At 72.6% G+C, this 25,956-nt stretch carries 24 protein-coding genes and 1 tRNA gene; 15 read left to right on the top strand and 10 right to left on the bottom strand.

Translation table 11 applies throughout. The annotated features are described in order from the left end of the window. Position 1 precedes the first annotated feature (1 nt). Genes AC1UE4_RS20900 through AC1UE4_RS20915 form a run of 4 tightly spaced genes read left to right on the top strand, consistent with a single transcriptional unit; the run spans position 2 to position 4,038 of the window. Positions 2-952, top strand: coding sequence for an ABC transporter permease (locus AC1UE4_RS20900; RefSeq protein WP_482919264.1), 951 nt, complete (start codon positions 2-4; stop codon positions 950-952). Beyond that, on the top strand, positions 949-2,001 hold the full coding sequence (locus AC1UE4_RS20905) for an ABC transporter ATP-binding protein (protein ID WP_482919265.1): 1,053 nt from the start codon (positions 949-951) through the stop codon (positions 1,999-2,001). Before AC1UE4_RS20900 ends, AC1UE4_RS20905 begins: the two co-directional genes overlap by 4 nt. Continuing rightward, positions 1,998-3,125 carry an ABC transporter ATP-binding protein gene (locus tag AC1UE4_RS20910; protein WP_482919266.1) on the top strand — a complete coding sequence of 376 codons (1,128 nt, stop codon included), beginning with the start codon at positions 1,998-2,000 and terminating at the stop codon, positions 3,123-3,125. Before AC1UE4_RS20905 ends, AC1UE4_RS20910 begins: the two co-directional genes overlap by 4 nt. 13 nt (positions 3,126-3,138) lie before the next feature. Beyond that, a complete protein-coding gene (locus tag AC1UE4_RS20915; protein ID WP_482919267.1) occupies positions 3,139-4,038 on the top strand; it encodes a patatin-like phospholipase family protein in 900 nt (299 codons plus the stop codon). Here the strand turns inward: AC1UE4_RS20915 and AC1UE4_RS20920 are convergent. Next, positions 4,035-4,376 (bottom strand): NYN domain-containing protein, encoded by a 342-nt coding sequence (locus AC1UE4_RS20920; protein ID WP_482919268.1) that lies wholly within the window; start codon positions 4,374-4,376, stop codon positions 4,035-4,037. The two genes, AC1UE4_RS20915 and AC1UE4_RS20920, sit on opposite strands and share 4 nt — an antisense overlap. A 50-nt stretch (positions 4,377-4,426) precedes the next feature. Further along, positions 4,427-4,975 carry a hypothetical protein gene (locus AC1UE4_RS20925; RefSeq protein ID WP_482919269.1) on the bottom strand — a complete coding sequence of 183 codons (549 nt, stop codon included), beginning with the start codon at positions 4,973-4,975 and terminating at the stop codon, positions 4,427-4,429. A gap of 105 nt (positions 4,976-5,080) precedes the next feature. Here AC1UE4_RS20925 and AC1UE4_RS20930 point away from each other — a divergent pair. Next, positions 5,081-5,154, top strand: a tRNA-Arg gene (locus tag AC1UE4_RS20930). Positions 5,155-5,158: 4 nt separating this feature from the next. On the opposite strand, the gene AC1UE4_RS20935 is transcribed toward AC1UE4_RS20930, so the two are convergent. Together AC1UE4_RS20935 and pyrE are read right to left on the bottom strand one after the other, a co-directional pair. After that, entirely contained in the window at positions 5,159-6,670 is a 1,512-nt protein-coding gene (locus AC1UE4_RS20935; protein WP_482919270.1) for an ATP-dependent DNA ligase, read from the bottom strand. Next, positions 6,667-7,221, bottom strand: coding sequence for an orotate phosphoribosyltransferase (gene pyrE / locus AC1UE4_RS20940; protein ID WP_482919271.1), 555 nt, complete (start codon positions 7,219-7,221; stop codon positions 6,667-6,669). Before pyrE ends, AC1UE4_RS20935 begins: the two co-directional genes overlap by 4 nt. A gap of 20 nt (positions 7,222-7,241) precedes the next feature. On the opposite strand from pyrE, the gene AC1UE4_RS20945 reads away from it, so the two are divergent. Beyond that, positions 7,242-8,339 (top strand): carboxylate-amine ligase, encoded by a 1,098-nt coding sequence (locus AC1UE4_RS20945; protein ID WP_482919272.1) that lies wholly within the window; start codon positions 7,242-7,244, stop codon positions 8,337-8,339. On the opposite strand, the gene AC1UE4_RS20950 is transcribed toward AC1UE4_RS20945, so the two are convergent. From AC1UE4_RS20950 to AC1UE4_RS20965, 4 genes are read right to left on the bottom strand one after another with little or no spacing between them, the layout of a single operon-like run. Then, positions 8,330-9,310, bottom strand: a complete 981-nt coding sequence (locus AC1UE4_RS20950) for a L,D-transpeptidase family protein (protein ID WP_482919273.1) — start codon at positions 9,308-9,310, stop codon at positions 8,330-8,332. The two genes, AC1UE4_RS20945 and AC1UE4_RS20950, sit on opposite strands and share 10 nt — an antisense overlap. 15 nt (positions 9,311-9,325) lie before the next feature. Then, complete coding sequence (locus tag AC1UE4_RS20955; protein ID WP_482919274.1) at positions 9,326-10,189, bottom strand: CPBP family intramembrane glutamic endopeptidase; 864 nt, start codon at positions 10,187-10,189, stop codon at positions 9,326-9,328. A 40-nt stretch (positions 10,190-10,229) separates the two neighbouring features. Continuing rightward, positions 10,230-10,913 carry an HAD family hydrolase gene (locus AC1UE4_RS20960; RefSeq protein WP_482919275.1) on the bottom strand — a complete coding sequence of 228 codons (684 nt, stop codon included), beginning with the start codon at positions 10,911-10,913 and terminating at the stop codon, positions 10,230-10,232. Continuing rightward, positions 10,910-12,055 (bottom strand): mannosyltransferase family protein, encoded by a 1,146-nt coding sequence (locus AC1UE4_RS20965; protein WP_482919276.1) that lies wholly within the window; start codon positions 12,053-12,055, stop codon positions 10,910-10,912. Before AC1UE4_RS20965 ends, AC1UE4_RS20960 begins: the two co-directional genes overlap by 4 nt. Before the next feature lie 49 nt (positions 12,056-12,104). On the opposite strand from AC1UE4_RS20965, the gene AC1UE4_RS20970 reads away from it, so the two are divergent. The 3 genes from AC1UE4_RS20970 to thiL are packed head-to-tail and all read left to right on the top strand — an operon-like array spanning position 12,105 to position 16,108. Further along, on the top strand, positions 12,105-12,872 hold the full coding sequence (locus AC1UE4_RS20970) for a mechanosensitive ion channel family protein (RefSeq protein ID WP_482919277.1): 768 nt from the start codon (positions 12,105-12,107) through the stop codon (positions 12,870-12,872). Positions 12,873-12,919: 47 nt separating this feature from the next. Continuing rightward, positions 12,920-15,118 (top strand): transglycosylase domain-containing protein, encoded by a 2,199-nt coding sequence (locus tag AC1UE4_RS20975; RefSeq protein ID WP_482919278.1) that lies wholly within the window; start codon positions 12,920-12,922, stop codon positions 15,116-15,118. 9 nt (positions 15,119-15,127) lie between these two features. After that, positions 15,128-16,108 (top strand): thiamine-phosphate kinase, encoded by a 981-nt coding sequence (gene thiL / locus AC1UE4_RS20980; protein WP_482919279.1) that lies wholly within the window; start codon positions 15,128-15,130, stop codon positions 16,106-16,108. A gap of 223 nt (positions 16,109-16,331) precedes the next feature. On the opposite strand, the gene AC1UE4_RS20985 is transcribed toward thiL, so the two are convergent. Both AC1UE4_RS20985 and AC1UE4_RS20990 read right to left on the bottom strand, forming a co-directional pair. Beyond that, a complete protein-coding gene (locus AC1UE4_RS20985; RefSeq protein ID WP_482919280.1) occupies positions 16,332-17,015 on the bottom strand; it encodes a class E sortase in 684 nt (227 codons plus the stop codon). Between the two features lie 59 nt (positions 17,016-17,074). Continuing rightward, positions 17,075-18,829 carry a zinc-binding metallopeptidase family protein gene (locus AC1UE4_RS20990; RefSeq protein ID WP_482919281.1) on the bottom strand — a complete coding sequence of 585 codons (1,755 nt, stop codon included), beginning with the start codon at positions 18,827-18,829 and terminating at the stop codon, positions 17,075-17,077. A 30-nt stretch (positions 18,830-18,859) separates the two neighbouring features. Here AC1UE4_RS20990 and AC1UE4_RS20995 point away from each other — a divergent pair, with 30 nt between their 5' ends. Genes AC1UE4_RS20995 through AC1UE4_RS21020 form a run of 6 tightly spaced genes read left to right on the top strand, consistent with a single transcriptional unit; the run spans position 18,860 to position 25,853 of the window. Further along, positions 18,860-19,573 carry a response regulator transcription factor gene (locus tag AC1UE4_RS20995; protein WP_482919282.1) on the top strand — a complete coding sequence of 238 codons (714 nt, stop codon included), beginning with the start codon at positions 18,860-18,862 and terminating at the stop codon, positions 19,571-19,573. 21 nt (positions 19,574-19,594) lie between these two features. After that, positions 19,595-20,989, top strand: coding sequence for a sensor histidine kinase (locus AC1UE4_RS21000; RefSeq protein ID WP_482919283.1), 1,395 nt, complete (start codon positions 19,595-19,597; stop codon positions 20,987-20,989). Beyond that, complete coding sequence (locus tag AC1UE4_RS21005; RefSeq protein ID WP_482919284.1) at positions 20,986-22,167, top strand: S1C family serine protease; 1,182 nt, start codon at positions 20,986-20,988, stop codon at positions 22,165-22,167. The genes AC1UE4_RS21000 and AC1UE4_RS21005 overlap by 4 nt, the downstream gene beginning before the upstream one ends. 4 nt (positions 22,168-22,171) lie before the next feature. After that, on the top strand, positions 22,172-23,101 hold the full coding sequence (locus tag AC1UE4_RS21010; RefSeq protein WP_482919285.1) for an inositol monophosphatase family protein: 930 nt from the start codon (positions 22,172-22,174) through the stop codon (positions 23,099-23,101). A 14-nt stretch (positions 23,102-23,115) separates the two neighbouring features. Beyond that, the gene (locus tag AC1UE4_RS21015; protein ID WP_482919286.1) at positions 23,116-24,384 is read left to right on the top strand and encodes a glycosyltransferase; all 1,269 of its coding nucleotides are present in this window, start codon (positions 23,116-23,118) and stop codon (positions 24,382-24,384) included. Further along, positions 24,381-25,853 carry an alpha,alpha-trehalose-phosphate synthase (UDP-forming) gene (locus AC1UE4_RS21020; RefSeq protein ID WP_482919287.1) on the top strand — a complete coding sequence of 491 codons (1,473 nt, stop codon included), beginning with the start codon at positions 24,381-24,383 and terminating at the stop codon, positions 25,851-25,853. The genes AC1UE4_RS21015 and AC1UE4_RS21020 overlap by 4 nt, the downstream gene beginning before the upstream one ends. The last annotated feature ends 103 nt before the right edge of the window (positions 25,854-25,956 follow it).

Consider the following 25,956-nt stretch of genomic DNA (forward strand, 5'->3'; position numbering starts at 1 on the left):
CATGGGCCGGTTCATCATCCGCCGCCTGATCGGGATGGCGTTCGTCATGTTCGCCGTGTCGATCGTGACGTTCCTGATCTTCAACGTCATCCCGAACGGCGACCCCGCCGACCGCATGGCCGGCAAGCAGGTGCGCCCGGAGGTCGTCGAGGCGATCCGCAAGGAGTGGGGCTTCGACGAGAACATCTTCGTCCAGTACGGCAAGACGATGGAGAAGCTGTTCAGCGGCGACCTCGTCTCGTACTCGGATCGCGTCAACGTCATCGACCAGATCAAGGACGGCGCGCCGCGCACGTTCGCGCTGGCGATCGGCGCAGCGATCATCTGGTTCGTCATCGGCGTCGCTCTCGGCCTGTGGACCGCGGTGAGAGCGGGGAGGTGGTCGGACCGATTGGTCACCATCCTGGCCCTCATCGGCATCTCGATGCCGGTGTTCTGGCTGGGCGCGCTCGCCTCGTACTACATCGGGTCGAAGTGGGGGATCCTCCCGGCGGGCGGCTACTCCGAGATCGCCGCGGACGGCCCGGTCGAGTGGGCGAAGCACCTGCTCATGCCCTGGGTCGTGCTGGCGATCCTCTTCATCGGCGTCTACTCGCGCGTCGTGCGCTCGAACGTGCTCGACACGATCAACGACGACTACGTCCGCACCGCCCGCGCCAAGGGCCTCAGCGAGCGCCGCGTGCTCATGCGGCACGTGCTGCGCAACGCGCTCATCCCGGTCATCACCCTGTGGGGCCTGGATCTCGGCTACGTCCTCGGCGGCGGAGCCATCCTCACCGAGACCGTGTTCGACCTGCAGGGCGTCGGGCAGTACTTCGCGGAGGCCATCGGCCGCCTCGACGTGCCGCCCGTCCTCGCCGTGACCATGTTCGGCGCGTTCTTCATCGTCCTCGTCAACGGCATCGTGGACATCGTCTACGCCGCTCTCGACCCACGGATCCGCCTTCAGTGAGCAGCACCGAACCGCTTCTCAGCGTCAACAACCTCCAGGTCAGCTTCCGCACCGAGGACGGCGTCGTCCATGCGGTGGACGACGTGTCCTTCGACCTGCGCCCCGGTGAGGTCCTCGCCGTCGTCGGCGAGTCCGGCTCCGGCAAGTCCGTCACCGCGATGACCCTCATGGGCCTCACGCGCTCGCCGAACGCGAGGTTCGGCGGCAACGCGACGCTCAAGGGCACCGAGCTCATCTCCGCGAACGACGACACCCTGCGCAAGGTCCGCGGACGGGAGATCGCGATGATCTTCCAGGACCCGATGACGTCGCTGAACCCCGTGCACCGCATCGGGGCGCAGATCGTCGAGCAGATCCAGGCGCACGAAGACGTCTCGGACGCCGAGGCGCGCGACCGGACGGTCGCCCTGCTCGAGCGCGTCGGGATCCCGCGGGCCCGCGAGCGCGTCGACAGCTACCCGCATGAGTTCTCGGGCGGCATGCGCCAGCGCGTGATGATCGCGATGGCGCTTGCGAACGACCCGTCGGTGCTCATCGCCGACGAGCCGACCACCGCGCTCGACGTCACGATCCAGGCGCAGATCCTGCGCGAGATGAGCGCCCTGCGCGACCGCACGGGCACCGCGATCATCCTCGTCACGCACGACCTCGGCGTCGTCGCCGACATCGCCGACCGCATCGCCGTCATGTACGGCGGGCGGATCGTCGAGACCGGCACGCTGGACGAGATCTTCTACGACCCGCAGCACCCGTACACGTGGGGGCTGCTCGGGTCGATCACCCGGATCGACCGCCCGCGCCCCGAGCGCCTGCCGTCGATCCCGGGCGCTCCGCCGTCGCTCATCAACCGGCCGGAGGGCTGCCACTTCCGCCCGCGCTGCCGGCACGAGTTCGCCGAGTGCAAGAAGACGCCGGCGCTCGAGGGACGCATCCCGGACGCGCCCGGCCACGACGACCGCTGCTGGCTGCCGCTCGCCGAGAAGCGCGCCAAGCGCGTCATCAGCGAGGACGGTCAGATCGGCCTCGAGGTCGAGGGGGCGGTCGCGTGAGCGCCGCCGCCACGACCAACGGCCACGCGCTGCTCGAGGCGTCGCACGTCAAGCAGCACTTCCCCGTCCGCGAGGGCCTGCTGAACCGGATCGCCGCGTACGTCCATGCGGTCGACGACGTGACGTTCCGCCTCGAGGAGGGCGAGACGCTCGGCCTCGTCGGCGAGTCGGGCTGCGGCAAGACGACGCTGTCGCGCACGCTCATGCGGCTCATCGAGCCGACGGACGGCACGATCACCTTCAAGGGCAACGACATCTCGCACGCCGGCCGCGGCGACCTGCGGCCGATGCGGCGCGACATGCAGATGGTCTTCCAGGACCCGTTCGCGTCGCTGAACCCGCGCAAGCGGATCGCGCAGATCATCGGCGCGCCGCTGCGGCTGCACGGCGTCGACAAGAAGGAGATCGCGCAGCGGACGGCGGACCTGCTCGACCGCGTCGGCCTCGCGCGCGAGCACGTCAACCGCTTCCCGCACGAGTTCTCCGGCGGTCAGCGCCAGCGCATCGGCATCGCGCGCGCTCTGGCTCTGGAGCCGAAGCTGATCGTGCTGGACGAGCCGGTCTCCGCGCTCGACGTCTCGATCCAGGCGCAGATCGTCAACCTGCTCGAGGACCTGCAGGACGAGTTCAAGCTGACGTACCTGTTCGTCGCCCACGACCTCTCCGTCGTCCGCCACGTCTCGGACCGGATCGCGGTCATGTACCTCGGCAAGATCATGGAGCTCTCGCCGTCCGAGGAGCTCTACGTCAAGCCGATCCACCCGTACACGTCGGCGCTGCTGTCGGCGATCCCGGTGCCGGATCCGAAGCTCAACCGCCAGCGCGAGCGGATCGTGGTCGGCGGCGAGCCGCCGTCGCCCGTCAACCCGCCGTCGGGCTGCGTGTTCCACACGCGCTGCCCGCGCGCGCAGGAGCGCTGCAAGGCCGAGGTCCCGCCGCTCTACCAGTACGCGAACGGCCACGTCGCCGCCTGCCACTACCCGCTCAACGTCACGCGCGAGGAGATCGCGGGCGCGGAGCGCTCCGACCTGAGCCCGCTGAACGCCGGCGAAGGCAAGCCCGAGTTCCTCGACGACTCCGCATCGCCGCAGCAGCAGGCCGCGGCGGCGCCCGCCGACTCGTAGGCGGCGACGCGCGGTGCGCGTCCTCTCGATCGACGGCGGCGGCATCCGGGGGCTCATCCCCGCGATGGTGCTCGCGGACCTCGAGCGGCGCGCGGGCCGGCCGGCGTACGAGCTGTTCGACGTCGTCGCCGGGACGTCCACCGGCGGGATCATCGCGTGCGCGCTGGGCACGGGGCGGCCGGCCGCCGAGGTCGTGCCGCTCTACCTCGACGAGGGGCCGAGGATCTTCCATCGGTCGCTGCTCAAGCGCGTGACGAGCGCCGACGGGATCCTCGACGAGAAGTACGACGACGCGGCGCTGAACGCGGCGCTGGAGCAGGAGCTGGGCGCGGCGCTGCTCGGCGACGCGCGGCTCGACGTGCTCGTCACCGCCTACGACCTCCAGGCGCGGTCGAACGTGTTCTTCAAGTCGTGGCGCGATGAGTGGCGCGGCGTGCGGATGACCGACGTCGCGCGCGCGACCTCCGCCGCGCCGACCTACTTCGAGCCGTGGCTCGTCGACGGCCGCCCGCTCATCGACGGCGGCGTCTTCGCCACGAACCCCGCGATGAGCGCCTACGCCGAGGTCGCCAGGCGGTCGGGGGTCGATGTCACGAACGAGCTCGTGCTGGTCTCGTTGGGCACCGGATCGCTGACGCGCCCGATCGCCTACGAGGACGCCCGCGGCTGGGGCCGGCTCGAGTGGGTCCGGCCGGTGATCGACGTCGTCTTCGACGGCGTGGCGTCGGCGGTGACCTACCAGCTGGACCACCTCCTCGGCGACCGCCACCACCGCTTCCAGCCGACGCTCACGACGGCGTCCGACGCGCTCGACGACGCGAGCCAGGGCAACCTCGCGGCGCTGCAGGACCAGGCCCGCGACCTGGTCGCCGAGCGCTCCGACGAGCTCGACGCGCTCGCCCGCGCGCTTTAGATCCCGAGGCGGTCGCGGAAGCCGCCGGAGCCGATGACCGTCGCGCCGCGCGCCTCGACGCGGCCGCGGAGCTCGCGGTCGGAGGTGACGACGGTCGTGGCGGGTCCGGCCGCTTCGGTGATCGCGTCGTCGGCGTGCGGCGCGTAGCCGACGGTGACGCGGAGGGCTTGGAGGTCGCGGTCGCGGCCGTCGAAGACGACGAGCACCTCGTCGCCGGTCTCCTGCGCGAGGTCGTCGAGCGCGGTGACGATCCGCTGCATCGCCGCGCGGCGGTCGCGCCACCAGCCGTCGGGGCGCGACCCCATCACGTTCGTGCCGTCGACGAGCCAGCGGGCCATCCGGCCCGGCAGCCTACGCGCGCGTCGCGACCGTCTCGAGGTACTCGCCGCTACGCGGTGGTCGGCGCGGTGGTCGTCTTGACCGGCGCGGTGCGGCGGCGCCGCTCGCCCACGAAGGAGGCGACCGGGGCGATGAGCAGCAGTCCGCCGAGGCCCAGGAGGGCGATGCCGGCGATCACGGAGTAGGAGCCGACCTTCGCCCAGCCCCACGCGTTCAGGAGCGAGGTGCGGAGCATCGTGCCCATGAACATGGTCTGGCGCGTCTGCGCGAGCTCCTCGTTCTTCGGGTCGGCCATGTAGGCGGCGCTGACCTCGGAGTAGGACTTGCCCCCGCCGATCTGCTTCAGGTGCAGGCCGATGAAGTCGTTCGCGTACGCCTCGGCCTCCTTGCCCGTGTCGACCTTCTGGCCGGCGTACTGGTTGAGGCTGGCCGGCAGCTCCTCGCCCTTCTGCGGGAAGACGATGTTCTGCGGCGTGAGCTGGTCATGCACTACGTCCTTCGCGTACAGACCTCCGGCAAGCGCGAGCGCCCCGGCGATGAGGAGGCCGGCTGCGATCCCGCCGGCGACGGTGGTGAGGTTGAAGAACTTGGTGAGCATGTCCACCACGCTAGATCCGGGTCGGACCCCCACCATCAGCGCCGATCCGCCGGGTGCGTGCGGCTTTCCCGCAGCCGATCGAGGGCCGACTACCATCGGCCACCGGCCCCGGTAGCTCAGCTGGATAGAGCGTCCCCCTCCTAAGGGGAAGGCCCCTGGTTCGAATCCAGGTCGGGGCGTCTCCTACGCTCGGCCGTCGCGGATCGCTCTGACCGTCTCGAGCGTGTCCGCCTCGGCGGCGGTCTTGTCCTCGCGGTAGCGCTTGACGCGCGCGAAGCGCAGCGCGACGCCCGACGGGTAGCGCGAGGAGGTCTGCACGCCGTCGAAGGCGATCTCGACGACGAGCTCCGGGCGGACGAAGACGGCGATGCCCTCGCGGTGGGTCTCGAGCTGGAGGAGCCGCTCGGTCTGCCACGCGAGCAGCTCGTCGGTCAGGCCCTTGAACGTCTTGCCGAGCATCGCCCAGCCGTCGGCGTCGCGCGCGCCGAGGTGGAGGTTGGAGAGCGTGCCGCGGCGGCGGCCGTGGCCCCACTCGGCGGCCAGCACGACGAGGTCGAGCGTGTGGACCGGCTTGACCTTCAGCCAGCCCGACCCGCGCCGGCCGGCGGCGTACGGCGCGTCAAGCGCCTTGACCATCACGCCCTCGTGGCCCGCGGCGAGCGCGGCGTCGAACGCGACCTGCGCCTGCTCGGCGTCGTCGGCAACGACGCGCGGGATGCGGTGCACGTCGCCCGTCAGCCCGTCGAGCACCTCGCCGCGGCGGCTGAGCGGCTCGTCGAGCAGGTCCTCGCCGTCGGCGTGCAGCAGGTCGAAGAAGAGCGTGCTGAGTGGGTGGTCGCGGCCCTTGCCGGTGCCGAAGCGCGACGCGGTGACCTGGAACGGCTCGGGCCGGCCGTCGTCGCGCAGCGCGATCGCCTCCCCGTCGAGGACGAGCGCCGTCGCCGGCAGCGCGAGCGTCGCCTCGACCACCTTCGGCAGCCGCGCGGTGACGTCGTCGAGCGAGCGGGTGAAGATCGCCACGTCGCCGCCCGCGCGGTGGACCTGGACGCGGGCGCCGTCGAGCTTCCACTCGACCGCGGCGGGCGCGACCTTCTCCATCGCGGCGCCGATGTCGGGCGCCGAGCCGGCGAGCATCGGCGCGACGGGCCGGCCGACCTGCAGCCTCAGCGTCGCCAGGCCGGCGGCGCCCTCGGTGAGCGCGAGCCGCGCGACGTCCGCGAGGTCGCCGTGCAGGCTGAGCGCGCGGCGCACGTCGGGCGCGGGCACGCCCGCGGCCTTCGCCACTGCGTCGGTCATCACGCCGGCGAGCGCGCCCTGGCGCAGGTCGCCGAGCAGCAGCCGGACGAGGAACGCCTGCTCGTCGGCGTCGGCCCGCGCGAACAGGGCGCCCACCTGCTCGCGCCGGGCCTTCTGCGACCCCGCGCCGCTCAAGGCGCCGATCGCGGAGAACGCGCGCTCGACGTCGGCGACGGACAGCGCCGCCGCCGCGGCGGGCGGAGGCGGGTCCTTCAGGAGCGCCCAGCCGACGCCGATCTGGCGCTGCGTGAGCTCACCCGACAGCCAGCTGACGACCGGCACGACCTCGTCGGGCGCCAGCCCCGCGAGCAGCTCCGCGAGCGCGGCGATCTTCGCGGTCCGCGCCCGTGTCGCGCCGACGGCGGCGGAGACGTCGACGAGGGCGCGGAGAGCGGTCAACCCTGCCGGTCGGGGCGGTCCGGGTAGACGTCGTCGATCGTCGCCAGCGGAACGTACGGCGCGCCGGCGACCTGCTCGATCCGCTCGCCCCCGCCCGCGAGCCGGTCGAGGACGGAGATGACGCCCACGATCTCGCGCCCCTCCTCCTGCAGCGCCTCGATCGCGGCGACCGTCGAGCCGCCGGTGGTCACGACGTCCTCGACGACGACGCAGCGGTCGGCGTCGTCCAGGAACGGGCCCTCGACCCGGCGCTGCAGCCCGTGGGCCTTCGCGTCCTTGCGGACGAAGAACGCCTTGCCGTCGAACCCGCCCGCGAGGGCGGCGCACGCGACGGGGTCGGCGCCCATCGTCATGCCGCCGACCGCGGTGGCTCCCCACGCGCGCGCCTGCTCGGCGACCAGCTCGCCGAGCGCCTTGAACCCGGCCGGCAGCAGGATGGCGCGCTTGGCGTCGACGTAGTACTCGGCCTCGCGGCCGCTCGTGAGCGTGACGCGGCCGATGACGAGCGCGTGCTCGCGCAGCTCCGCGATGAGACGTTCCCTGGCCGGCACGGGCCCGTACTGTACGGGCCATGGCCGCCGGCATCCCCGAGGTCAACTTCGGGCGCGGCCCCAGCTTCCGTCTCGGCGTCGAGGAGGAGCTGCTCCTCGTCGACCCGCACACCCACGCGCTGTCGCACACCGCCAGCGCGACGCTCCGCGGGCTCGCGGAGGCCGGCGACGGGAACGTGCGGCTGGACGGCCGCTTCGCGCCCGACACGTACGAGGCGGAGATCGAGCTGAAGTCGGCGGTCAGCGCCACCGCGGGCGAGGCGATCGGGCACCTGCGCGCGCTGCGCCGGCGGCTGCGCGAGTCGGGCGCGGCCGCGATCGGCTCCGGCCTGCATCCCGCCGCGGCGTTCGGCGACGTCGTCCACGTCGACCAGCCGCGCTACCACGCGATCGTCGAGACGCTCCGCGGGCTGATCTCGCGGACGCCCACGGCGGCGACGCACGTCCACGTCGGCATGCCGGACCCCGCGACGGCGATCCTCGCCTACAACGGGCTGCGCTCGCACCTGCCGCTCCTGCAGGCGCTGTCGGCGAACTCGCCGTACTGGTACGGCCTCGACTCGGGGTTCGCGTCCGCCCGCGCGCAGATGTTCCGCGCGTACCCGCGGTCGGAGATCCCCCGCGCGTTCCGCGGCTTCGACGACTACGCGCGGACGGTCGAGCGGATCGTCGACGGCGCCGAGCTCGAGGACTACACGTTCCTGTGGTGGGACGTCCGGCCGCACCCGCTGCTCGGCACGGTCGAGGTGCGGGCGATGGACGCCCAGGCCGAGCTCGACCACGTCGCGGCGCTCGCCGCGCTCGTCCACGGCCTGGCGCTGCACGAGGTCGACAGCCCGCGGCCGGCCGACGACAGCGGCGTGCTCATGGAGTCGAGCTTCCGCGCCGCCCGCGACGGCCTGCGCGCGACGATCTGGGCCGACGGCGCGCTGCGCTCCGTTCCGGAGGTCGCCCGCCGCGCGGTCGCGTTCGCCCGCCGCCACGTCGACGCGGACGAGCTCGAGCTCGTCGAGAAGATCCTCCGCGAGGGCAACGGCGCCGACCGCCGCCGCGCGGCCCACGAGCGCGGCGGGATGGTCAGCGTGCTGTCAGATCTCGCGGCCGCGTCTCAGGCGTAGACGTCGATGCGGTCGCCGAGCTCGATCCAGTCGTAGATCGACTTGGCGTCCGGGATCGGGACGCGCAGGCAGCCGTGCGACGCGTTGTAGACCGGCACCGACTTGTAGCCGTGGATCGCGTAGCCACGGATGAAGTACTTGGAGTAGTACATCTCCTTGGAGTTGTAGCCCGGCTGCGCGAGGTAGAAGCGGTAGTGGCCCAGCACGGTCGGCGTGACGGGCGCGCCGGAGCTCGTCGGGTAGATCCGCTCGACCTCGCCGCCGGAGATGAGCGCGATCACCTGGCGCGAGAGGTCGGCCTCGATGTGCTTGCCGTGGCTCGGGTACTTCACCCGGAAGACGCCGCCGCCCTTCGCGATGCGGCCCATGAACGCGCTGTTGGCGCTCGTCGTGCGCGCCATCCCGGTGACCTTGCGGAACGCGGTGACGGCGCGGGCGGTGCGGTCGTCGAAGCGGCCCCGGGCGCCGACGACGTAGCCCAGCGCGCTGAGGCGCCGCTGCATGGCGATGATCGCCTCGCTCTTCGAGCCGGGGCCGACGCTGCGCGGCAGCACCTCGACGCGCAGCTGCTTGGCGGTCGCGGTGTCGAGCTTCGCCGACCGCTTGTGCGACGCGGTGATCAGGTACATGCCGTACCGCGTGAAGGAGAACTTGGCGCGGAACTGGCCGTTGGCCTTGGTCCGGACCTCCTTGACCGCCACCTTCTTCCCGCCGCGGTACATGCGGATGACCACGTTCTGCTTGGCCGTCGCGGGCAGGAGCTTGCCGACCACGCCCCAGCGGCCGCGGGCGAGCACGGCGCCGTCGCCGCCGACGCCCTGCGTCGCGATCCGCAGCGTGGCGGCGGCCGGTTGCGGGGCGGGAGCGGGCGCGGGAGCAGGAGCCGGAGCCGGCGTCGTGGGAGTCTGGGCGGAGGCGGCGGCGGGGAACGCCACCGCCGCGAGGGCGGTGAGAATCAGGTGGCGACGCATGGAAGGCGCTGAACGCTAGTCGACGGCGGGGCGGCTCGGGAACAGCCTGGACCCACCGACGACGAGCGCCGCCGACCCGGCCAGCGATCCCACGATCAGCACGGGGAACTGCCACGTCCAGTCCATCGACGCGGCGAAGGCGATCGCGTTGTTGATCGCGTGCAGCGCGATGCACGGGTACAGCGAGCCGGTCCGCTGGTACAGCCAGCACAGCCCGAACCCGAGGACGGCGAGCGGCACGAGCGCCGCCGGATCGGCCGACCCGAAGTGGATCGCGCCGAAGCAGACGCCGGTGATGATCGCCGCGGGCCAGAAGCCGCGCCAGTTGCGCAAGGCGCCGAAGAAGAAGCCGCGGAAGAAGAACTCCTCGACGACGGGCGCGATGACGCAGACGAGCACCATGCCGAAGGCCAGCGCGGCGTCGCTGTCGCGGACCCCGAGGTCGTCGAGCTGGTCCTCGGTCTCGCCCAGGCCCACGAGCGGCGCCCACACCGCGAGGAACACGAAGAACGCGCCGAAGACGAGGACTGCCCAGCCGAGCGCCGGCCACGGCCGCGTGCGGCGCAGCCCGAACTGCGACGGCCACACCGGCCCGGCCATCCGCGCGAAGAAGAGCGCCACCGCGATGAAGCCGAGGTCCTGCACGAACGTCGCGCCGAGGAGGATCCCCGGCGGCGTGTCGCCCCCGCTCTCGAAGGAGTAGCCGAACGCCGTCCCGACGATCGCGACGATCAGCCCGCCGACCGTGGCGACCAGAAGCGCCGTGAGCAGCCCGACCGGGGCGGTCCAGGGCAGCCAGCGCTGCTCGCCCGGCTGCGGAGCGGGCGGTTCGGAGTCCGGCGGTCGCTCCGGCGAGCGCTCCCACGTGGTGGCCGACACGGTCGTCAGCGTAGGGGGCGCGAACGCCCGTCCCGCCGCCTCACGCCGCGCCCTCGGCGATCTCCGCCGCGAGCGCCCCGAGATCGGGGACCCATCGGACGCCCTCCGGAGGAGCCGCGGCGTCCCGCGAGACGAGGATCGCTTCGATGCCCGCGGCGCGGGCGCCGGCGACGTCGTGCTCGATCGAGTCGCCCACGTGGATCGCGTCGCCCGGCGCGACGTGCCCGGCGAGGCGGAGCCCCTCGCGCAGGAGCGCCGGGTCGGGCTTCGCGGCGCCGAACTCGGCGGAGCTGACCGCGCCGTCGACGAGCGGAGCCAGGCCGGTCCGCTCGAGGACCTCGTGCAGCGAGACGTCCCAGTTGGAGACCACGACGAGGCGCGCTCCCCCTTCGCGCAGCCGGGCCAGCGCGTCCGGGACCTCCGGGTAGGGCCGGAACCGCAGCGCGCCGAGCAGCGCGGCTTGCAGGTCGCCGACGCCGCGCGCCGACTCGGGCAGGGCGTCGCGCAGCACCTCGGTGCACCGCGCGCGCAGGTCGGCGAGACCGGCCGCGTCCGCGGCGTCGTCGAGGTGCGCGCGGTAGTACGCGATCTCCGCCCGGATCGCGGCCGCCGCATCGTCCTCGGTCACGGGCACGCCGCGCGCCGCGAGCTCCTCGACCAGCGCCGGACCGGGCGGCGGCAGCTCGACGAGCGTGCCGAGCGCGTCGAGCAGAACCGCCCTCACGCGACCCAGTGCCAGGTCGAGACGAGCCAGCTCGTGACGGCGAGCAGCGCGACGGACGCCGCGAGCACCGCCTGCCGGACGGCCGGGCGATGGCGCAGCAGCCACAGCGCCAGCCAGAGGTGCAGCGGCCACAGGACGGCGGCGAACCGCGGCAGCGACATGAGCGGCTGGCCCTCGGCGGGGAACGACAGCGGCAGCAGCAGCGCCGCGGCGGCGTAGAGCCAGTACGCGGCGGGCAGCCGCCGGATCGCCCCGGCGAGCGCGACGAGCACCGCGACCAGGACGACGAGGAGCATCGCGTCGAGCGCCGCCGGATCGAACGGGACGTGCGGCCGTGGTGCGCCGGTGAGGACGTCGCCGATGCCGCGCACGCCCGCGCTGACACCGTCGGGGATCGCGCCGAACGGCCCGGCGAACGTCCGGTCCCACGCCTCCTGCGCGCGGAACGGCGCCAGCCCGTCCTCGCCCGCGAGCGCGAGGGCGACGCAGTAGACGGCGAGGCCCGCGGGGACGGCGGCCAGCCGTGCCAGGTCGGCCGTGCGCCGCTCGGGCGACTGCCACCACAGCACCAGCAGCGGCACCAGGAGGACGAGCCCCGCGCTGCGCGTCGCGGCCGCGAAGGCGCCCGCGATCGCCGCCGCCGTCCACCGGTCCGTGCGCGCCGCGTAGATCGCGCCGACCGACAGCGCGAGGAAGAGCGCCTCGCTGTAGACCGCTCCGAACCACAGCGCGCCCGGCGACACCGCGACGAGCAGGACCGTCAGCGCCGCCGCCTCGCCGCCGAAGTCGAGCGCGACGAGCCGGTGCAGCAGCACGAGCGCGACGAGCAGCGCCGCCAGCGAGACCGCGATGCCCGCGACGAGCGTCGATCCGAGCAGCAGCCCGAGCCCGCGGGACAGCAAGGGGAAGAGCGGGAAGAACGCCGCGCGCTCGTCGTCGTAGCCGCCGTCGGCGATCCGCAGGAACCAGACGCTGTCCCAGCGCGCGAACGGCGCGACGAGCGCGTTCCCGATCGCCCCGAACGGCCGCGTCAGCCCCTCCGCGTCGTACCGCGACGCGTTGTCCCAGCGGATGCCGGCGAGCGCCACGGCGGTGACGCCGGAGACGAGGACGACGACGCGCGAGAGCACGAACGCACGCACCGCGACGCCGACCGCGGTACGCCGGGTGGCCTCGCTACGGTCCCCGTCCGTGCTCGCCGACGACTTCTTCCAGCGTTGGGACCACCAGCTCACGGCGGCGGGCACGCTCCTGCTGGTCATCCTCGTGGTGTTCATCGTCGATCAGGCGTTCAAGCGTCGAGGGCACGCGCTGGCCCGGCGCGTGGTCGGCGGCCGCGTCGATCCGACGCTGGCCACGCGGCTGCGGTTCATCCGCCGCTTCGTCGAGGCCTCCATCATCGTGATGGGCCTCGCGCTCGCGCTGTCCCAGTTCACCGCGCTCGACCGGTTCGCCGCGAGCATCCTGGCGTCCGGCGCCATCGCAGCGGCGGTCATCGGCTTCGCGGCGCAGCAGACCCTCGGCAACATCATCGCCGGCGTGTCGCTGGCGGTCACGCAGCCCATCCGCATCGGCGACCTCGTGTCCTTCGAGGAGCACCGCGGCGTCGTCGAGGACATCCGCCTCACGCACACGTACCTCACGACCGGCGCCGACACGCGGATCGTGGTGCCCAACGGCCGCCTGGCGAACGCGGTGGTGCGCAACGACTCCATCGTGACGGAGACGGTCGGCGTGGAGATAGAGCTGTGGCTGTCGCCCGACGTTGACGAGCTGCGGGCGATCGAGGTGCTCGGCGACGCGATCGAGGACGTCGCAGTGACGATCAAGGCGGTCGACCAGGACGGCACGACCATCGGGCTGATCGGCCGCCCGACCACCCCGCTGGAGCGCCCCGCGGAGGAGGCGGAACTGCGCCGGGAGGGGCTCAAGGCGTTGCGCGCCGCGGGCCTTCGCTGACCGACCGGCAGGAGGAGCCGGCGCACGCTGCCAGAATGTGCGGGCAGATGTCCCGCGCAGCCCGCCAGCGCCGGCGCCGCCGCAAGCACAGCGCCGGCCCGGCCTTCCTCATCCTGGGCGTCCTCGCGACGTGCCTCGTGCTGGGCGTGCTCGGCGTGGTCGGCTACATCGTCGGCATCGCCTCCTCGGCCCCGGAGCTGAGCGAGCTCAAGCCGATCGACCAGGGCTCCTCGTCGCAGGTGTTCGCGGCCGACGGGACGCCGCTCGGGTTCATCCAGGCCGAGATCCTGCGCACGCCGATCCCCGACGCGTCGATCCCGCAGACGGTCAAGGACGCGACGGTCGCGATCGAGGACGAGCGCTTCTACCGCCACAAGGGCGTCGACTTCGAGGGCGTCATCCGCGCGGCCGTGAAGAACCTCGAGTCGGGCAAGACGGTCGAGGGCGGCTCGACGCTGACGATGCAGCTCGTCCGCACGCTCTACATCTCGAAGGAGCGGACGTTCAAGCGCAAGGTGCGCGAGGCGAAGCTCGCCGAGGAGCTCGAGAACATCCACGACAAGCGGTGGATCCTCGACAAGTACGTCAACAACGCCCCGTACGGGACCGTGGGCGGGCAGACGGCGGTCGGCATCCAGGCCGCGGCGCGCGTGTTCTTCAACAAGCCGGCGCGCGACCTGAAGCTGCACGAGGCGGCGCTGCTCGCCGGCCTCCCCCAGGCGCCCTCGCGGTACAACCCGTTCGACGACGAGCAGGTGGCGCTCGAGCGGCGCAACCGGGTGCTCGACAAGATGGCCGAGCTGGGGATGATCCAGCGCGAGACCGCCGAGCGCGCGAAGGAGCGGCCGCTCGGCGTCCAGAAGAGCCGGTACTACACGCAGCGCCGCGAGAGCTTCTTCTTCGACTACGTCCGCCAGCAGCTGATCAACCGGTACGGCGTGGACCGCGTGCGCAAGGGCGGCCTCCGCGTCTACACGACGATCAACCTGAAGATGCAGCAGCAGGCGCGGGCGGCGATCGCGTCGGTCCTGACGTTCGCGAACCCGCCGAAGTCGGCGATCGCCACCGTCGACCCCCGCGACGGGCGGATCCTCGCGATGGCCTCCTCGGCGAGCTACGCGGAGACGAAGTACAACCTCGTCAGCCAGGGGCGGCGGCAGCCCGGCTCGACGTTCAAGATCATGGGCCTGATGGCGGCGCTCAAGCGCGGCGTGTCGCCCGAGTCGACGTCGTACGTCTCCAAGCCGCTCAAGTTCAACGACCCGAGGTACGGGCCCATCGAGACGAAGACGTACGACAACACGTACGGCGGCTCGATGAACCTCGTCACCGCGACGCTCAAGTCCGACAACAGCGTCTACATGCAGCTCGGGCTCGACGTCGGGCCCGATGCCGTCAAGGAGACGGCGCGCGAGATGGGCATCACCTCGAAGCTCAACGGCTACCCCGCGGAGATCCTCGGCGGCCTCGAGGACGGCGTGTCCCCGCTCGAGATGGCCAGGGCCTACTCGTCGATCGCCAACGGGGGCGAGCGGATCATCCCGCGCGGGATCGAGCGCGTGAAGTTCGCCGACGGCAAGGTCGACAACTGGCTCGACACGAAGAAGACGCGGATCTTCAAGGACGGCGTCGCGGCGAAGGCGACGGACATCCTCATCAAGAACATCCAGGGCGGCACCGGCGTCTCGGCGAACATCGGCTGCCCGGCCGGCGGGAAGACCGGCACGACCGACAACCACACCGATGCGTGGTTCGTCGGGTTCACCCCGAACCTGGCGACCGCGGTCTGGGTCGGCTACCCGAAGTCGCGTGTCGAGATGTACCCGCCCGTCACGCCGATCTCCGTCGCGGGCGGCACGTACCCCGCGCAGATCTGGGGCCGGTACATGAAGTCGGTCAAGCGCGGCTGCGGCAGCTTCCCCGCCCCGAAGGAGCCGTTCCAGGCCGCACCGTTCTTCGGTCGCTACTCGACGACGGGCGCGCCGGGGTCGACCACCGGCTACGGCACGACCGACGGGACGACTTCGGGGACGACCTCCGGCACGACCGCGCCGCCGGCGACCGGCGGCGCGACGCCGGACGCGACGACGCCGCCGGCGCCGCAGGACAACGGCACGAACGGCAACGGCGACAACGCCGGCGGCACCGGCTACGACCCGGACCTGTACGAGACGCCGCCCCAGGGCGCGCCCGCCGCGCCGGGCAACAACGGGAACGGCAACGGCAACGGCAACGGCCGGCGCTAGGCGGCCGCCGTGGGCGAGCAGCCCGGCGAGCTCGCGCTGATCGACGCCTTCCGGCGGATCATCGGCGCGTCGCCCGAGCGCGTCGTCGTGCCGTCCGGCGACGACGCCGCGGTGGTCCGCGCGCGGCCGCTGGCGGTGACGTCGATCGACACGATGGTCGACGGCGTCCACTTCCGCCTGGGCGACGCCTCGCCCGCCGACGCCGGCCATCGCGCGCTGGCGGGCGCGCTCTCCGACCTCGCGGCCATGGGCGCCGACCCCGGCGAGGCGTACGTCTCGCTCGGGCTGCCCAAGGGCTTCACCGCCGCGGCCGCCGAGGAGCTCGCCGGGGCGATGGCCGCCCTCGCGACCCGCACCGGCACGGCGATCGCCGGCGGCGACGTCGTCCGCGCGCCCGCGCTCACGATCACCGTGACGGTCGTCGGCTGGGCCGACAGGGAGGAGGACCTCGTCCGCCGCGCCGGCGCACGGCCCGGCGACGTCGTCGTGGTCTCCGGCCCGCTCGGCGCCTCCGCCGCGGGCCTGGCGATCCTCGAGGGAAGAGCCACCGCCCCGCGGGCCTCGGCCGGCGACGGCGAGCCCTCTCCGGGCGCGGCGCTCGTCGCCGCGTACCTCCGGCCCGAGCCACGGTTCGACGCGGCGCGCGAGCTGGTCGCCGCGGGCGCGCACGCCATGATCGACCTCTCCGACGGGCTCGCGACCGACCTGCGGCACGTCGCCGAGGCGAGCGGGGTGCGCGTCGAGGTGGACCTCACGGCGCTGCCGATCGCACCGGGCGTCGCGGAGGTCGCGGAGCAGCTCGGCGCCGACGCCGCCGAGCTCGCCGTCACCGGCGGCGAGGACTACGAGCTGTGCGCGTGCTTGCCGGCATCCCCGTCGCCGCGCTTCACCGTGATCGGCGCGGTGACGGACGGGTTACCGGGCGTCTCGTTCTCGCCCGGAGGCGTGAACGGCGAGCGCTCGTTCGAGGGGTACCAGCACCGGCTGTGAACCGCGAGGAAGGCCTCGGCCACTGCCTCGCAGTCGACGTCGTAGTCACGCCGGGAGACGCGGCGCTTCAGGTCGTTCACCATCATGCTCGGGCTCGACATCGGTTACGGAGTTCCCGGCACGAGCGAGTCGCGACCCGATCTGGACCGACGACCGATGGGCGTTCGACCAGTCGTCCAGCGTGGCAGGAGAACGCTCCGTCGTGGCGCGTTGACGTGCGGGCTCAGGCGCGGGCCGCGGCGCCCCGCGGCTCCGTCTTCACGAGGCGTGCGAAGACGATGATCCGCTGCGCCGCGCTGTAGAGCGGGTGGCACGCGGACAGCACGAGGCGCGAGTACCCGACGCGCTTGATGACCGAGATCTCGTCCGGGTCGACGATGCGCGTGCGCTCCACCGAGTACGTGAACCGGCCGTACGGCATCTCGAGCACGACGCTGTCGCCGGGATCGAGCTCGTCGAGCTTGCGGAAGGGCGCGAGGTACGTCGTGCGGTGCCCCGCGATCGCCGTCGTCCCGCCCGCGCCGGGATAGGGCGTCTGCGGGAAGAAGCCCGGGCCCTTGCGCAGGTCCCCCGCGTTCGTGCCGTCGACGACCACGAACTTCGCGCCGATGGCCGGGATGCGGATCCGCCCGGCCGCCTCGCCGTCCTCCGTGCGCCGCTTCAGCGACCGTGCGAGGAACGCCAGCCGCCGGCCGCTCGTGCGCAGGTGCACGAGCGCGCGCGCCTCGAGCTGCGTCGGCCCCGCCTTCTCCAGCTCCTCCAGGTCGCCGCCGAGCCTGTCCTGCGTCATCCGCGCGTAGAACGCCGAGACCGGCTCCTGCCAGGCGAGCGTCAGCCCCGCATCGACGAGCAGCAGCGCGCCCGCGATGATGAGGACCGTCGAGAAGGCTCGGAGAGCGCGGCGCATGGAGGTCTCACCGTCATCGGCACGGCGCCGGGACGGTCGCAACGCAGGCTAGCCACCGCTCAGCGCCGCAAGGCCGACTCGGTGCCGCCGAGGCTCCCGGGCCCGGCGTAGCTGGCCGGACCGCGGGTCGTCAGCGGCCCGGGGGGCTCCTCCTCGGCGCGCGCGGGCGGGCGCTTGCGCCACGTGATCGCGCCAGCGGCCACGCCGCACGCGAGCAGGGCGCTCCAGACCAGCACGCCCAGCGGTCCGACGGTCCCGCCCGTCAGCAGCAGCACGGCGCTCCACAGCGCCTCCGCCGCGTCGAGCCCGAACGCGTCCGCGTACGACAGCCCGACGAGGACCCAGGGAGCGAAGCCGGCGAGCACGAGCAGCACGCCGCCGAGGCGCCGCAGCCGGATCTCGGGGACGACGGCCAGCAGCCAGCAGTGGACGGTGATCGACAGCAGCAGCGCGGTGTACGGGTTGACGACGAGGACGCCGATGGCCAGCGCGACGAGCACGACGAGGACCGCGGCGGCACCGCCTTCCAGCTCGTCGGGCTCCCGCGGCCCGCGCACCGCGAACCAGCGCCGCGCGAAGAAGCCCGCAGCCAGCACGACCACCAAGCCGGCGATCACGCCCCACCCGACCGGCACGGCGCCCGCGCCCACGACGCCCGTCAGCGCCGGCGCGACGCCGGTCAGGCCGAGCAGCCGGGCGACCAGGGCGGTCAGCACGAACGGCGTCGCCAGCAGGGCGAGCCACGGGAACCACGCCGCCACCGGGCGGCGCCGGCGCCGCACCCGCGCCAGCCCGTCGATCGCACCGACCAGCGCGGGCAGGAGCAGCAGCGCGGCGACGAGGGTGACCGCCCACTTCGCCAGCACGCGCTTCCGGAAGACCATGTACTCGCGCGGACCGGACGGGACGTTGGGCCCGTTGTCGAGCGCGGTGATCGACCGCAGCGTCGCGCGCCCGAAGTCCTCGAGCTTGTCCGCGGAGACCTCGTCGTCCGCGCCGGGCCCGCGCTCGCCGCTGGCCTGCAGCGTCACCGCGGAGATCCCGTCGGCCCCGAGCGCGCCCTGCGGCGTCAGCGTCAGCGGCACCGCCAGCCGCGCCAGCTGCAGCAGCGCCCGCGGCGAGCTCGGCCCGAGGTTCGTCTCCTGCCGCACCGCCAGCTCCACCGTGCGGCGCAGCCGCATCGGCGCCGTGCCGCCGTGCTCCGACCACGGGATCACGCGCGGCACCCGCGCCGTCGAGCCGGCCACGTCGCCGATCACGATCGCCGCGTCCGTCGGACCGCTGAGCTTGCCCATCAGGCGCCGCACGCCGGCCGCGCCGCCGGTGCCGCCGCTCGTCGACACGAGCGTCAGCGTCCGCCGCACGGAGCGCCCGCGGAACAGCCGCGTCAGCGCCACCAGCGTCGCCGTCCCCGACAGCTGCGCCGCCGAGCCGCTCTCCCGCGCGTCGCGCTGGGCGATGATCAGCAGCCGCCGCGGGTCGCGGCCGGTCCGCTCCCCGATGACCGTGCTGAACGTGGCGTCGCCGTCGATCGTCTCGGCCCGGTCGGAGACACGCCGCGTCGCGAAGCCCGCGTTCGACATCTCGGTCTGGACACGGGTCGCCAGCGCCTCGTCCCCGGCGGAGCCCGGCCGCCGGTTCGGGAACGTCCGCGCGAGGTCGCCGAGGATCCCGTACGCGGCCCGCCCGTCGAACGCGTCGGGGGCGAGCGTCGTCCCGATCGCCCTCGGCTGATCGCTCAGCGCGAAGGCCGCCAGGAGGAGCCCGAGGAAGAGCGGCAGGAACGCCGCGCGGTAGAGCCTGCTGTCCAGCATCGCCGACCCGTCACCATATGGGGAGCGACGATGGCTGAACGCTCCCCACGCATCCTGCTCGTCGATGACGAGCACGCCATCCAGACCCTGCTCTCGTACCCCCTGCAGAAGGACGGCTACGACGTCGTCTGCGCCTCGGACGGGCGTGAGGCGCTGGCGCGGTTCGACGACGGCTCGTACGACCTCGTCGTGCTCGACGTGATGATGCCGCGCCTGGACGGGCTCGAGGTCTGCCGCCGCCTGCGGGCGAAGAGCACCGTCCCGATCATCATGCTCACCGCGCGGGCGGAGGAGGTCGACAAGGTCGTCGGGCTCGAGCTCGGCGCCGACGACTACATCACCAAGCCGTTCTCGCTGCGCGAGTTCCGCTCCCGCGTCAAGGCCGCCCTGCGCCGGTCGACCTGGCAGGCCCCGTCGGCCGACGTCGAGGAGGAGCAGCTCGAGGTCCGCGACCTGCGCATGGACTTCGCCAAGCGCACCGTCAAGGTCCGCGGCGAGGACGTCCAGGCCACGTACGTCGAGTTCGAGATCCTCAAGGCGCTCGCGTGCAACCCCGGCCGCGTCTTCACCCGCGAGATGCTCCTGACGCGGATCTGGGGCGACTCGGCGTTCCGCGACCCGCGCACGATCGACGTGCACATCCGGCACCTGCGCGAGAAGCTCGAGCTCGAGGCGAAGGACCCGGAGTACCTCTTCACGGTCCGCGGCGTCGGGTACCGGTTCCGCGACACGGACGACGCCTAGCCCGCAGCATCGGATCCGGCGATGTTGAGCCTGCGCTCGATCCGCACGCGCCTCGCGCTCCTCGTCTTCGCGATCACGCTGATCGCGGTGGGGTTCGTGTACGTCTACGTCGCGCCGCCGCTGGAGGACAACCTGCGCGAGCAGAAGCTCGACGCGCTCGTCGTCGACGCCCGGCGCTACTCGGCGCCGATCGTCCGCTCGCGCAACGCCGACATCGGCCTGCTCAAGGAGGTCGTCGCGCGCGTCGGCGACCGCTCGAACGCGCTCGTCACCGTCCTGCGCGTCAACCGGGTCGCGCTCGGCCTCGAGACGCAGGTCGTCACCGACTCGACCGGCGACGCCGACCCGCAGGACCTCCAGTTCGAGGTGGCCAGCGACGCCGCGCGCCAGCGGAAGGTCACGACCGGGACCGAGTCGAGCTCGTCGGGCCGGATGGGCCAGGCCGCGTACCCGATCGTCCGCCGCGGGCGGGTGGAGCAGGTCATCGTCTACTCCGCCCCGCTGAGCGACGTGGAGAACAACGTGACGCTGGTGCGGCGGCGCATCCTCGTCGCGGGCGGCATCGCGCTCGGGCTGGCGCTGGCGGGCGGGTTCCTGCTGTCGCTGCAGCTCACGCGGCGCATCAAGCGGCTCGAGCGCACCGCTCGCAGCGTGGCGGCTGGCGACTTCTCGGGCCGGTTCCCCATCGACCGGCCGGACGAGCTGGGGCAGCTCGCCGTCGCGCTGGACGACATGCAGCGCCAGCTCGGCGAGCTCGACACGGCGCGCAAGCGCTTCATCGCCACCGCCTCGCACGAGCTGCGCACGCCGATCTTCTCGCTCGGCGGGTTCCTCGAGCTGCTGCAGGACGAGGACCTCGACGAGGAGACCCGCGACGCGTTCCTGACCCAGGTGCGCGACCAGGTCGAGCGCCTCCAGAAGCTGGCCGTCGACCTGCTCGACCTCTCGAAGCTCGAGGCCGGGTCACTCGAGCTGCGGCCCGAGCCGACCGACGTCGGGATGCTCGCGCGCACCGTCACGAACGAGTTCCAGCCCGCCCTCGCACGGCATGACTCGAACCTGCAGCTGCGCCTCGGCCGGCTGCCCGTCGAGGCCCAACTCGACCGCGAGAGGGTGGCCCAGATCCTGCGTATCCTCATCGACAATGCGCTCACGCACACGCCGCCGGGCACGGACATGATCGTCACGGCGACCCGCGACGACGGCCACGTTCGGCTGTCGGTCCGCGACTTCGGGGGCGGCATCAAGCGGCAGTCGATGGACCGCCTCTTCGAGCCCTTCTACAGCGCCGGCGACGGCCAGGGTTCGGGCCTCGGCCTCGCGATCGCGCGGGAGCTGGCGGAGCGCATGGAGGGCCGCCTCGGCGTCGAGCCGGCCGCGCGCGGCACCACCTTCACCCTCGAGCTGCCCGCGTGAGGCGCCTCGCCGCCCTCGCGCTCCTCGCCGCCGCGCTGCTCGCCGGCTGCGGGGGCGACGACGAGAAGACGACCGCGAAGAACCCCGAGACGACCGCGAAGAACCCCGAGACGGCGACGGTCGAGCGCACCACGCGCGTCGAGGTGCTCAAGCAGGCGCAGGGCGGCGGGTTCGACCCCGAGGCGATCTTCGACCGCGTCGGCCCCGGCGTCGTCGAGGTCATCTCGCTCTTCGGCGAGGACTCGGCCAACGGCCGCGGCGGGATCGGGTCCGGCTTCGTCGTCGACGAGGACGGCGAGATCATCACCAACGCGCACGTGGTGACCAGCGGCGAGGGCCGCGACATCAAGCGCGCGGAGGAGGTCTACGTCAAGTTCCCCGACGACAACCAGGTCGCCGCGAAGATCGTCGGGTTCGACCCGAACGCCGACGTCGCGCTGCTGCGCCTGGAAACGCTCGAGGGGCTGACGCTGCGGCCGCTGCCGCTCGGCGAGGGCAAGGACGTCCGCGTCGGCGCGCCCGTGGTCGCGATCGGCAGCCCGTTCGGCGAGGAGCAGTCGCTGTCGGTCGGCGTCGTGTCGGCCACCGACCGCGCGATCCAGTCGCTGACCGGGTTCGACACGCTCGGCGCGGTCCAGACCGACGCCGCCATCAACCAGGGCAACTCGGGCGGCCCGCTCATCAACGCCAAGGGCGAGGTGATCGGCATCAACGCTCAGATCCGCACGAACAGCGGCGGCGGCGAGGGCGTCGGCTACGCGATCCCGGTCGACCAGATCAAGCGGTCGGCCGAGCAGATCCGCGACCACCGCGAGGTCAAGTACGCGTACCTCGGCGTCTCGACGACGCCCGTCTACCCGCAGCTGTCCCAGCGGTTCGACCTCGGCACCGAGGACGGCGCCTGGGTGCAGGAGGTCGTCGAGGACGGCCCTGCGGAGGAGGCCGGGATCGAGGACGGCGGCGGCTCGGAGCGCTTCCAGGCCCGGCCCTACAGGACCGGCGGCGACGTCATCACGAAGGTCGGCGACACGGTGGTCCACACGGAGAACGACCTCGGCATCGCGCTGACGAAGTACCGGCCGGGCGACGAGGTCCCGCTTGAGGTCGTCCGCGACGGCAAGCGCCGGACGATCAGCGTGAAGCTGGGCGAGCGCCCGGCGCAGGTCTCGAACGGCTGAGCCGGTGGTCGACGAGCTCGCCGTCGAGCTGGCGCTGTCGCTGCGCGAGACCGTCCTGCCGTCGCTCGGCTCCCACGCGGGGCGCGCGCACGAGAGGGCCGGCGGGGGCGGCGACATCACGTTCGCGATCGACGAGGAGGCCGAGCGGCACCTCGAGACGTTCCTCGCCGAGCGCGCGCCCGAGCTGGCGTTCTTCTCCGAGGACCGCGGGCTCGTCGGGCCGGACGACCCGCCGTACGTGCTCGTCGTCGACCCGATCGACGGAACGCGCCCGGCGATGGCGGGCTTCGAGGCGGCCTGCGTGTCGGTCGCGGTCGCGCGGATGCCGGACGACGGCGTGCCGCGGATGCGCGACGTGCAGACCGGCGTGATCGTCGAGATCAAGTCCGGCGCGCGGTTCGTCGCGCGCCGCGGCGGCGGCCTGGAGGCCGACGTGCCGGTCGTGCTGTCGGCGAACGAGGACCTCGACCGGATGTTCTGGGTCTACGGCCTGCGCGGCCGGCCCTCCCGGGTCGTCGTCGAGGTTCTCGCCGAGCTGCTCGACGTCTCGTCGACCGGAGGCGCCGCGTTCGACCTCGGATCGGCGACGTACGACATGACGCGCATCGCCACCGGGCAGCTCGACGCGTACGTCGAGCCCAGTCCGCGCATCGTCGACGACGTCCCCGGCATGCGCGAGGCGTGGGAACGCGTCGGGCGCGGCGCGGTGCTCAACAACACGCCGTACGACCTCGCCGCCGCCGTGCTCTGCCTGCTCGAGGCGGGCGCCGTCGTGACCGACGCGGACGGCCGGCCGCTGGACGACCGGCCGCTGCTCGGCGCGGGCGTCGAGCACCAGATGGCGTGCGTCGCGGCGGCCAACCCGGCGCTCCACGCGAAGGTCCTCCGCGAGGTCGACGCGGGAATCGGGCGGCTACGCCACCTCGCGCGGTAGCGTTCGAAGGGCCGATGCTCCAGCCTGTTGCCGTAGGCGCCAAGACGCTCGCCGACTACACGCACATCGTGGGCCGGCCCCTCATCGAGGAGATCCGGGAGCTCGCCGCCCCGCTGGAGGGCACGCGCGTCGTGCACCTCTCCGCGACTGCCTTCGGGGGCGGCGTCGCCGAGATCCTCTACACGCTGGTCCCGCTCATGAAGGACGTCGGGCTGGACTGCGAATGGCAGGTCATCTACGGCCGCGAGGAGTTCTTCAACGCCACGAAGCTCATGCACAACGCGCTCCAGGGGGCGCCGGACGACCTGACCGACGAGCAGTGGGAGACGTGGCGCCGGTACAACGAGATGAACTCGCGGGAGCTGAACGCGGGCTGGGACGTCGCGATCGTCCACGACCCGCAGCCGGCCGCGATGTACTCGCTCGTCCCCGACAAGGCGCGCGCGTGGGTCTGGCGCTGCCACATCGACGTCTCGACGCCGAACCCGGCGACGATCGGCAAGCTCCTGCCGTACATCAGCGAGTACCCGCAGTCGCTGTTCCACGTCGAGAACTACGTGCCCGACGGCATGAAGGGCACCGTGAACGTCGTCCCGCCGGCGATCGACCCGCTCGCTCCGAAGAACATGGCGCTGTCGCCCGAGGACGCCTCGTACGTCTGCCAGCAGTTCGGCATCGACGTCGACCGGCCGCTCATGTGCCAGGTGTCGCGGTTCGATCCGTGGAAGGACCCGCTGGGCGTCATCGACGCCTACCGGATGGTCAAGGAGTCGATCCCCAGCGTGCAGCTCGCGCTCGTCGGGTCGATGGCCAGCGACGACCCCGAGGGCTGGGACTTCTTCAACGCGACGATCGCCCACGGTGCCGGCGATCCGGACATCCACATCCTCAACAACTTCAACAACGTCGGCTCGATCGAGGTCAACGCGTTCCAGTCCCACGCGGACGTCGTGATCCAGAAGTCGACGCGTGAGGGCTTCGGCCTGACGGTCAGCGAGGCGCTCTGGAAGGGCCGGCCGTTCATAGGCGGCAACGTCGGGGGCATACCCCTCCAGGTGCGGAACGGCATCTCCGGCTACCTCGTGGACTCCATCGAGGAATGCGCCGATCGGGCGCGGGACATCATCGAGGACCCGGCGCTGGGCAAGGCGCTGGGCAAGCGGGGCAAGGAGCACGTGCGCAAGCAGTTCCTGACGCCGCGCTACCTGCGGGACTACCTGAAGATCATGACCGCGGCGCTCGCCGAGGCCGGCGGCGCGGTCGAGCGCGCCGAGGCCTCATGAGCGGGGGCGCGCGGCCGCTCGTCCTCGTCTCGAACCGCGGGCCGGTCACGTTCGGCCCCGAGGGCGAGATGAAGCGCGGGACCGGCGGGCTCGTCACGGCCCTGACCGGCCTGGCATCGCACCGCGAGGTCCTGTGGATCGCGTCGGCGATGACCGACGAGGACGTCGAGCACTCCGAGAAGCACGAGGGCGGCGCGTTCGAGGTGTCGGTCCCGGGCCGGGACGCGTCGTACCAGGTGCGGCTGGTGGCCTCCGAGCCGATGGCCTACGACCGCTTCTACAACGTGTTCGCGAACCCGATGCTCTGGTTCATCCAGCACTACCTCTGGGACCTCTCGAACGCCCCGGACATCCGGCGCAACGAGGTCGAGGCGTTCGAGTACGGCTACAACGTCGTCAACGACGACCTCGCCGAGGCGGTCGTCGAGGAGATCGACGGCGTCGACGAGCCGGTCGTGATGGTCCACGACTACCACCTCTACACGCTGCCGGGCCTCGTCCGGCGGGCGCGGCCGGACGCGTTCCTGCACCACTTCATCCACATCCCGTGGACGCAGCCCGACGCCTGGCGCGTGTTGCCGCGCGGGATCCGCCGGGAGATCTTCGAGGGGCTGCTCTCGAACGACATCATCGGGTTCCACACGCGCTCGTACCGCTGGAACTTCCTGCAGTGCTGCCGTGACTTGATGGACCTCGAGGTCGACTTCGGGCGCGGCGTCGTGCGGTTCGAGGACCGCGAGGTCTGGGTCCGCGCCTACCCCCTGCCGATCGATGCGTCGGCGACGTGCCGGGTGGCAGCGTCGGACCGGACGCGGTCGTTCGAGGAGCAGCTGCTCGAGCGCCGGCGCGAGTTCCAGATCCTCCGCGTCGACCGGGCCGACCTCTCGAAGAACGTCCTGCGCGGCTTCTCCGCGTTCGACCTCTTCCTCGAGCAGCACCCCGAGTTCGCCGAGCGGGTGACGTTCGTCGCCCAGCTGATGCCGTCCCGGACCGACGTGCCCGAGTACGCCGAGTACCTCGAGCGGATCGAGGCGCTGGTGGCCGTCGTCAACCACCGCCACGGGACGCCCGACTGGATGCCGATCCAGCTGAAGCTGCGCGACGACCTCGAGGAGGCGATGGCGTCGTACAAGCACTACGACGTCCTGATCGTCAACGCGATGTTCGACGGGATGAACCTCGTGGCGAAGGAGGGCCCGCTCGTCAACGAGCGCAACGGCGTCTCGATCCTGAGCGAGAACACCGGCGCCCACGAGGAGCTCGGCGAGTTCGCGCTCTCCGTGAACCCCTTCGACATCCAGGAGACGGCGGACTCCATCCACGCGGCGCTGACGATGGCCTCCGAGGAGCGCGAGCGCAGGATGCACGGGCTGCAGGAGATCGTCACCGCCCGCGACCCGGGCGACTGGATCGACGACCAGCTCGCGGACATCCGCAAGAAGGCCTCCGCGGGGGATCCGGCGGTCTAGACCGTCGAAGCGCGTGCGCGGCGAGGGCTCGCCTCCCGCCGCGTCGGGGCGTTGCCTTGTCCTTGTTCGCTTGCGGTCGCGGGGGCCGGCGAGGGAGCGGTTC

This window comes from Parviterribacter kavangonensis (assembly GCF_056863335.1).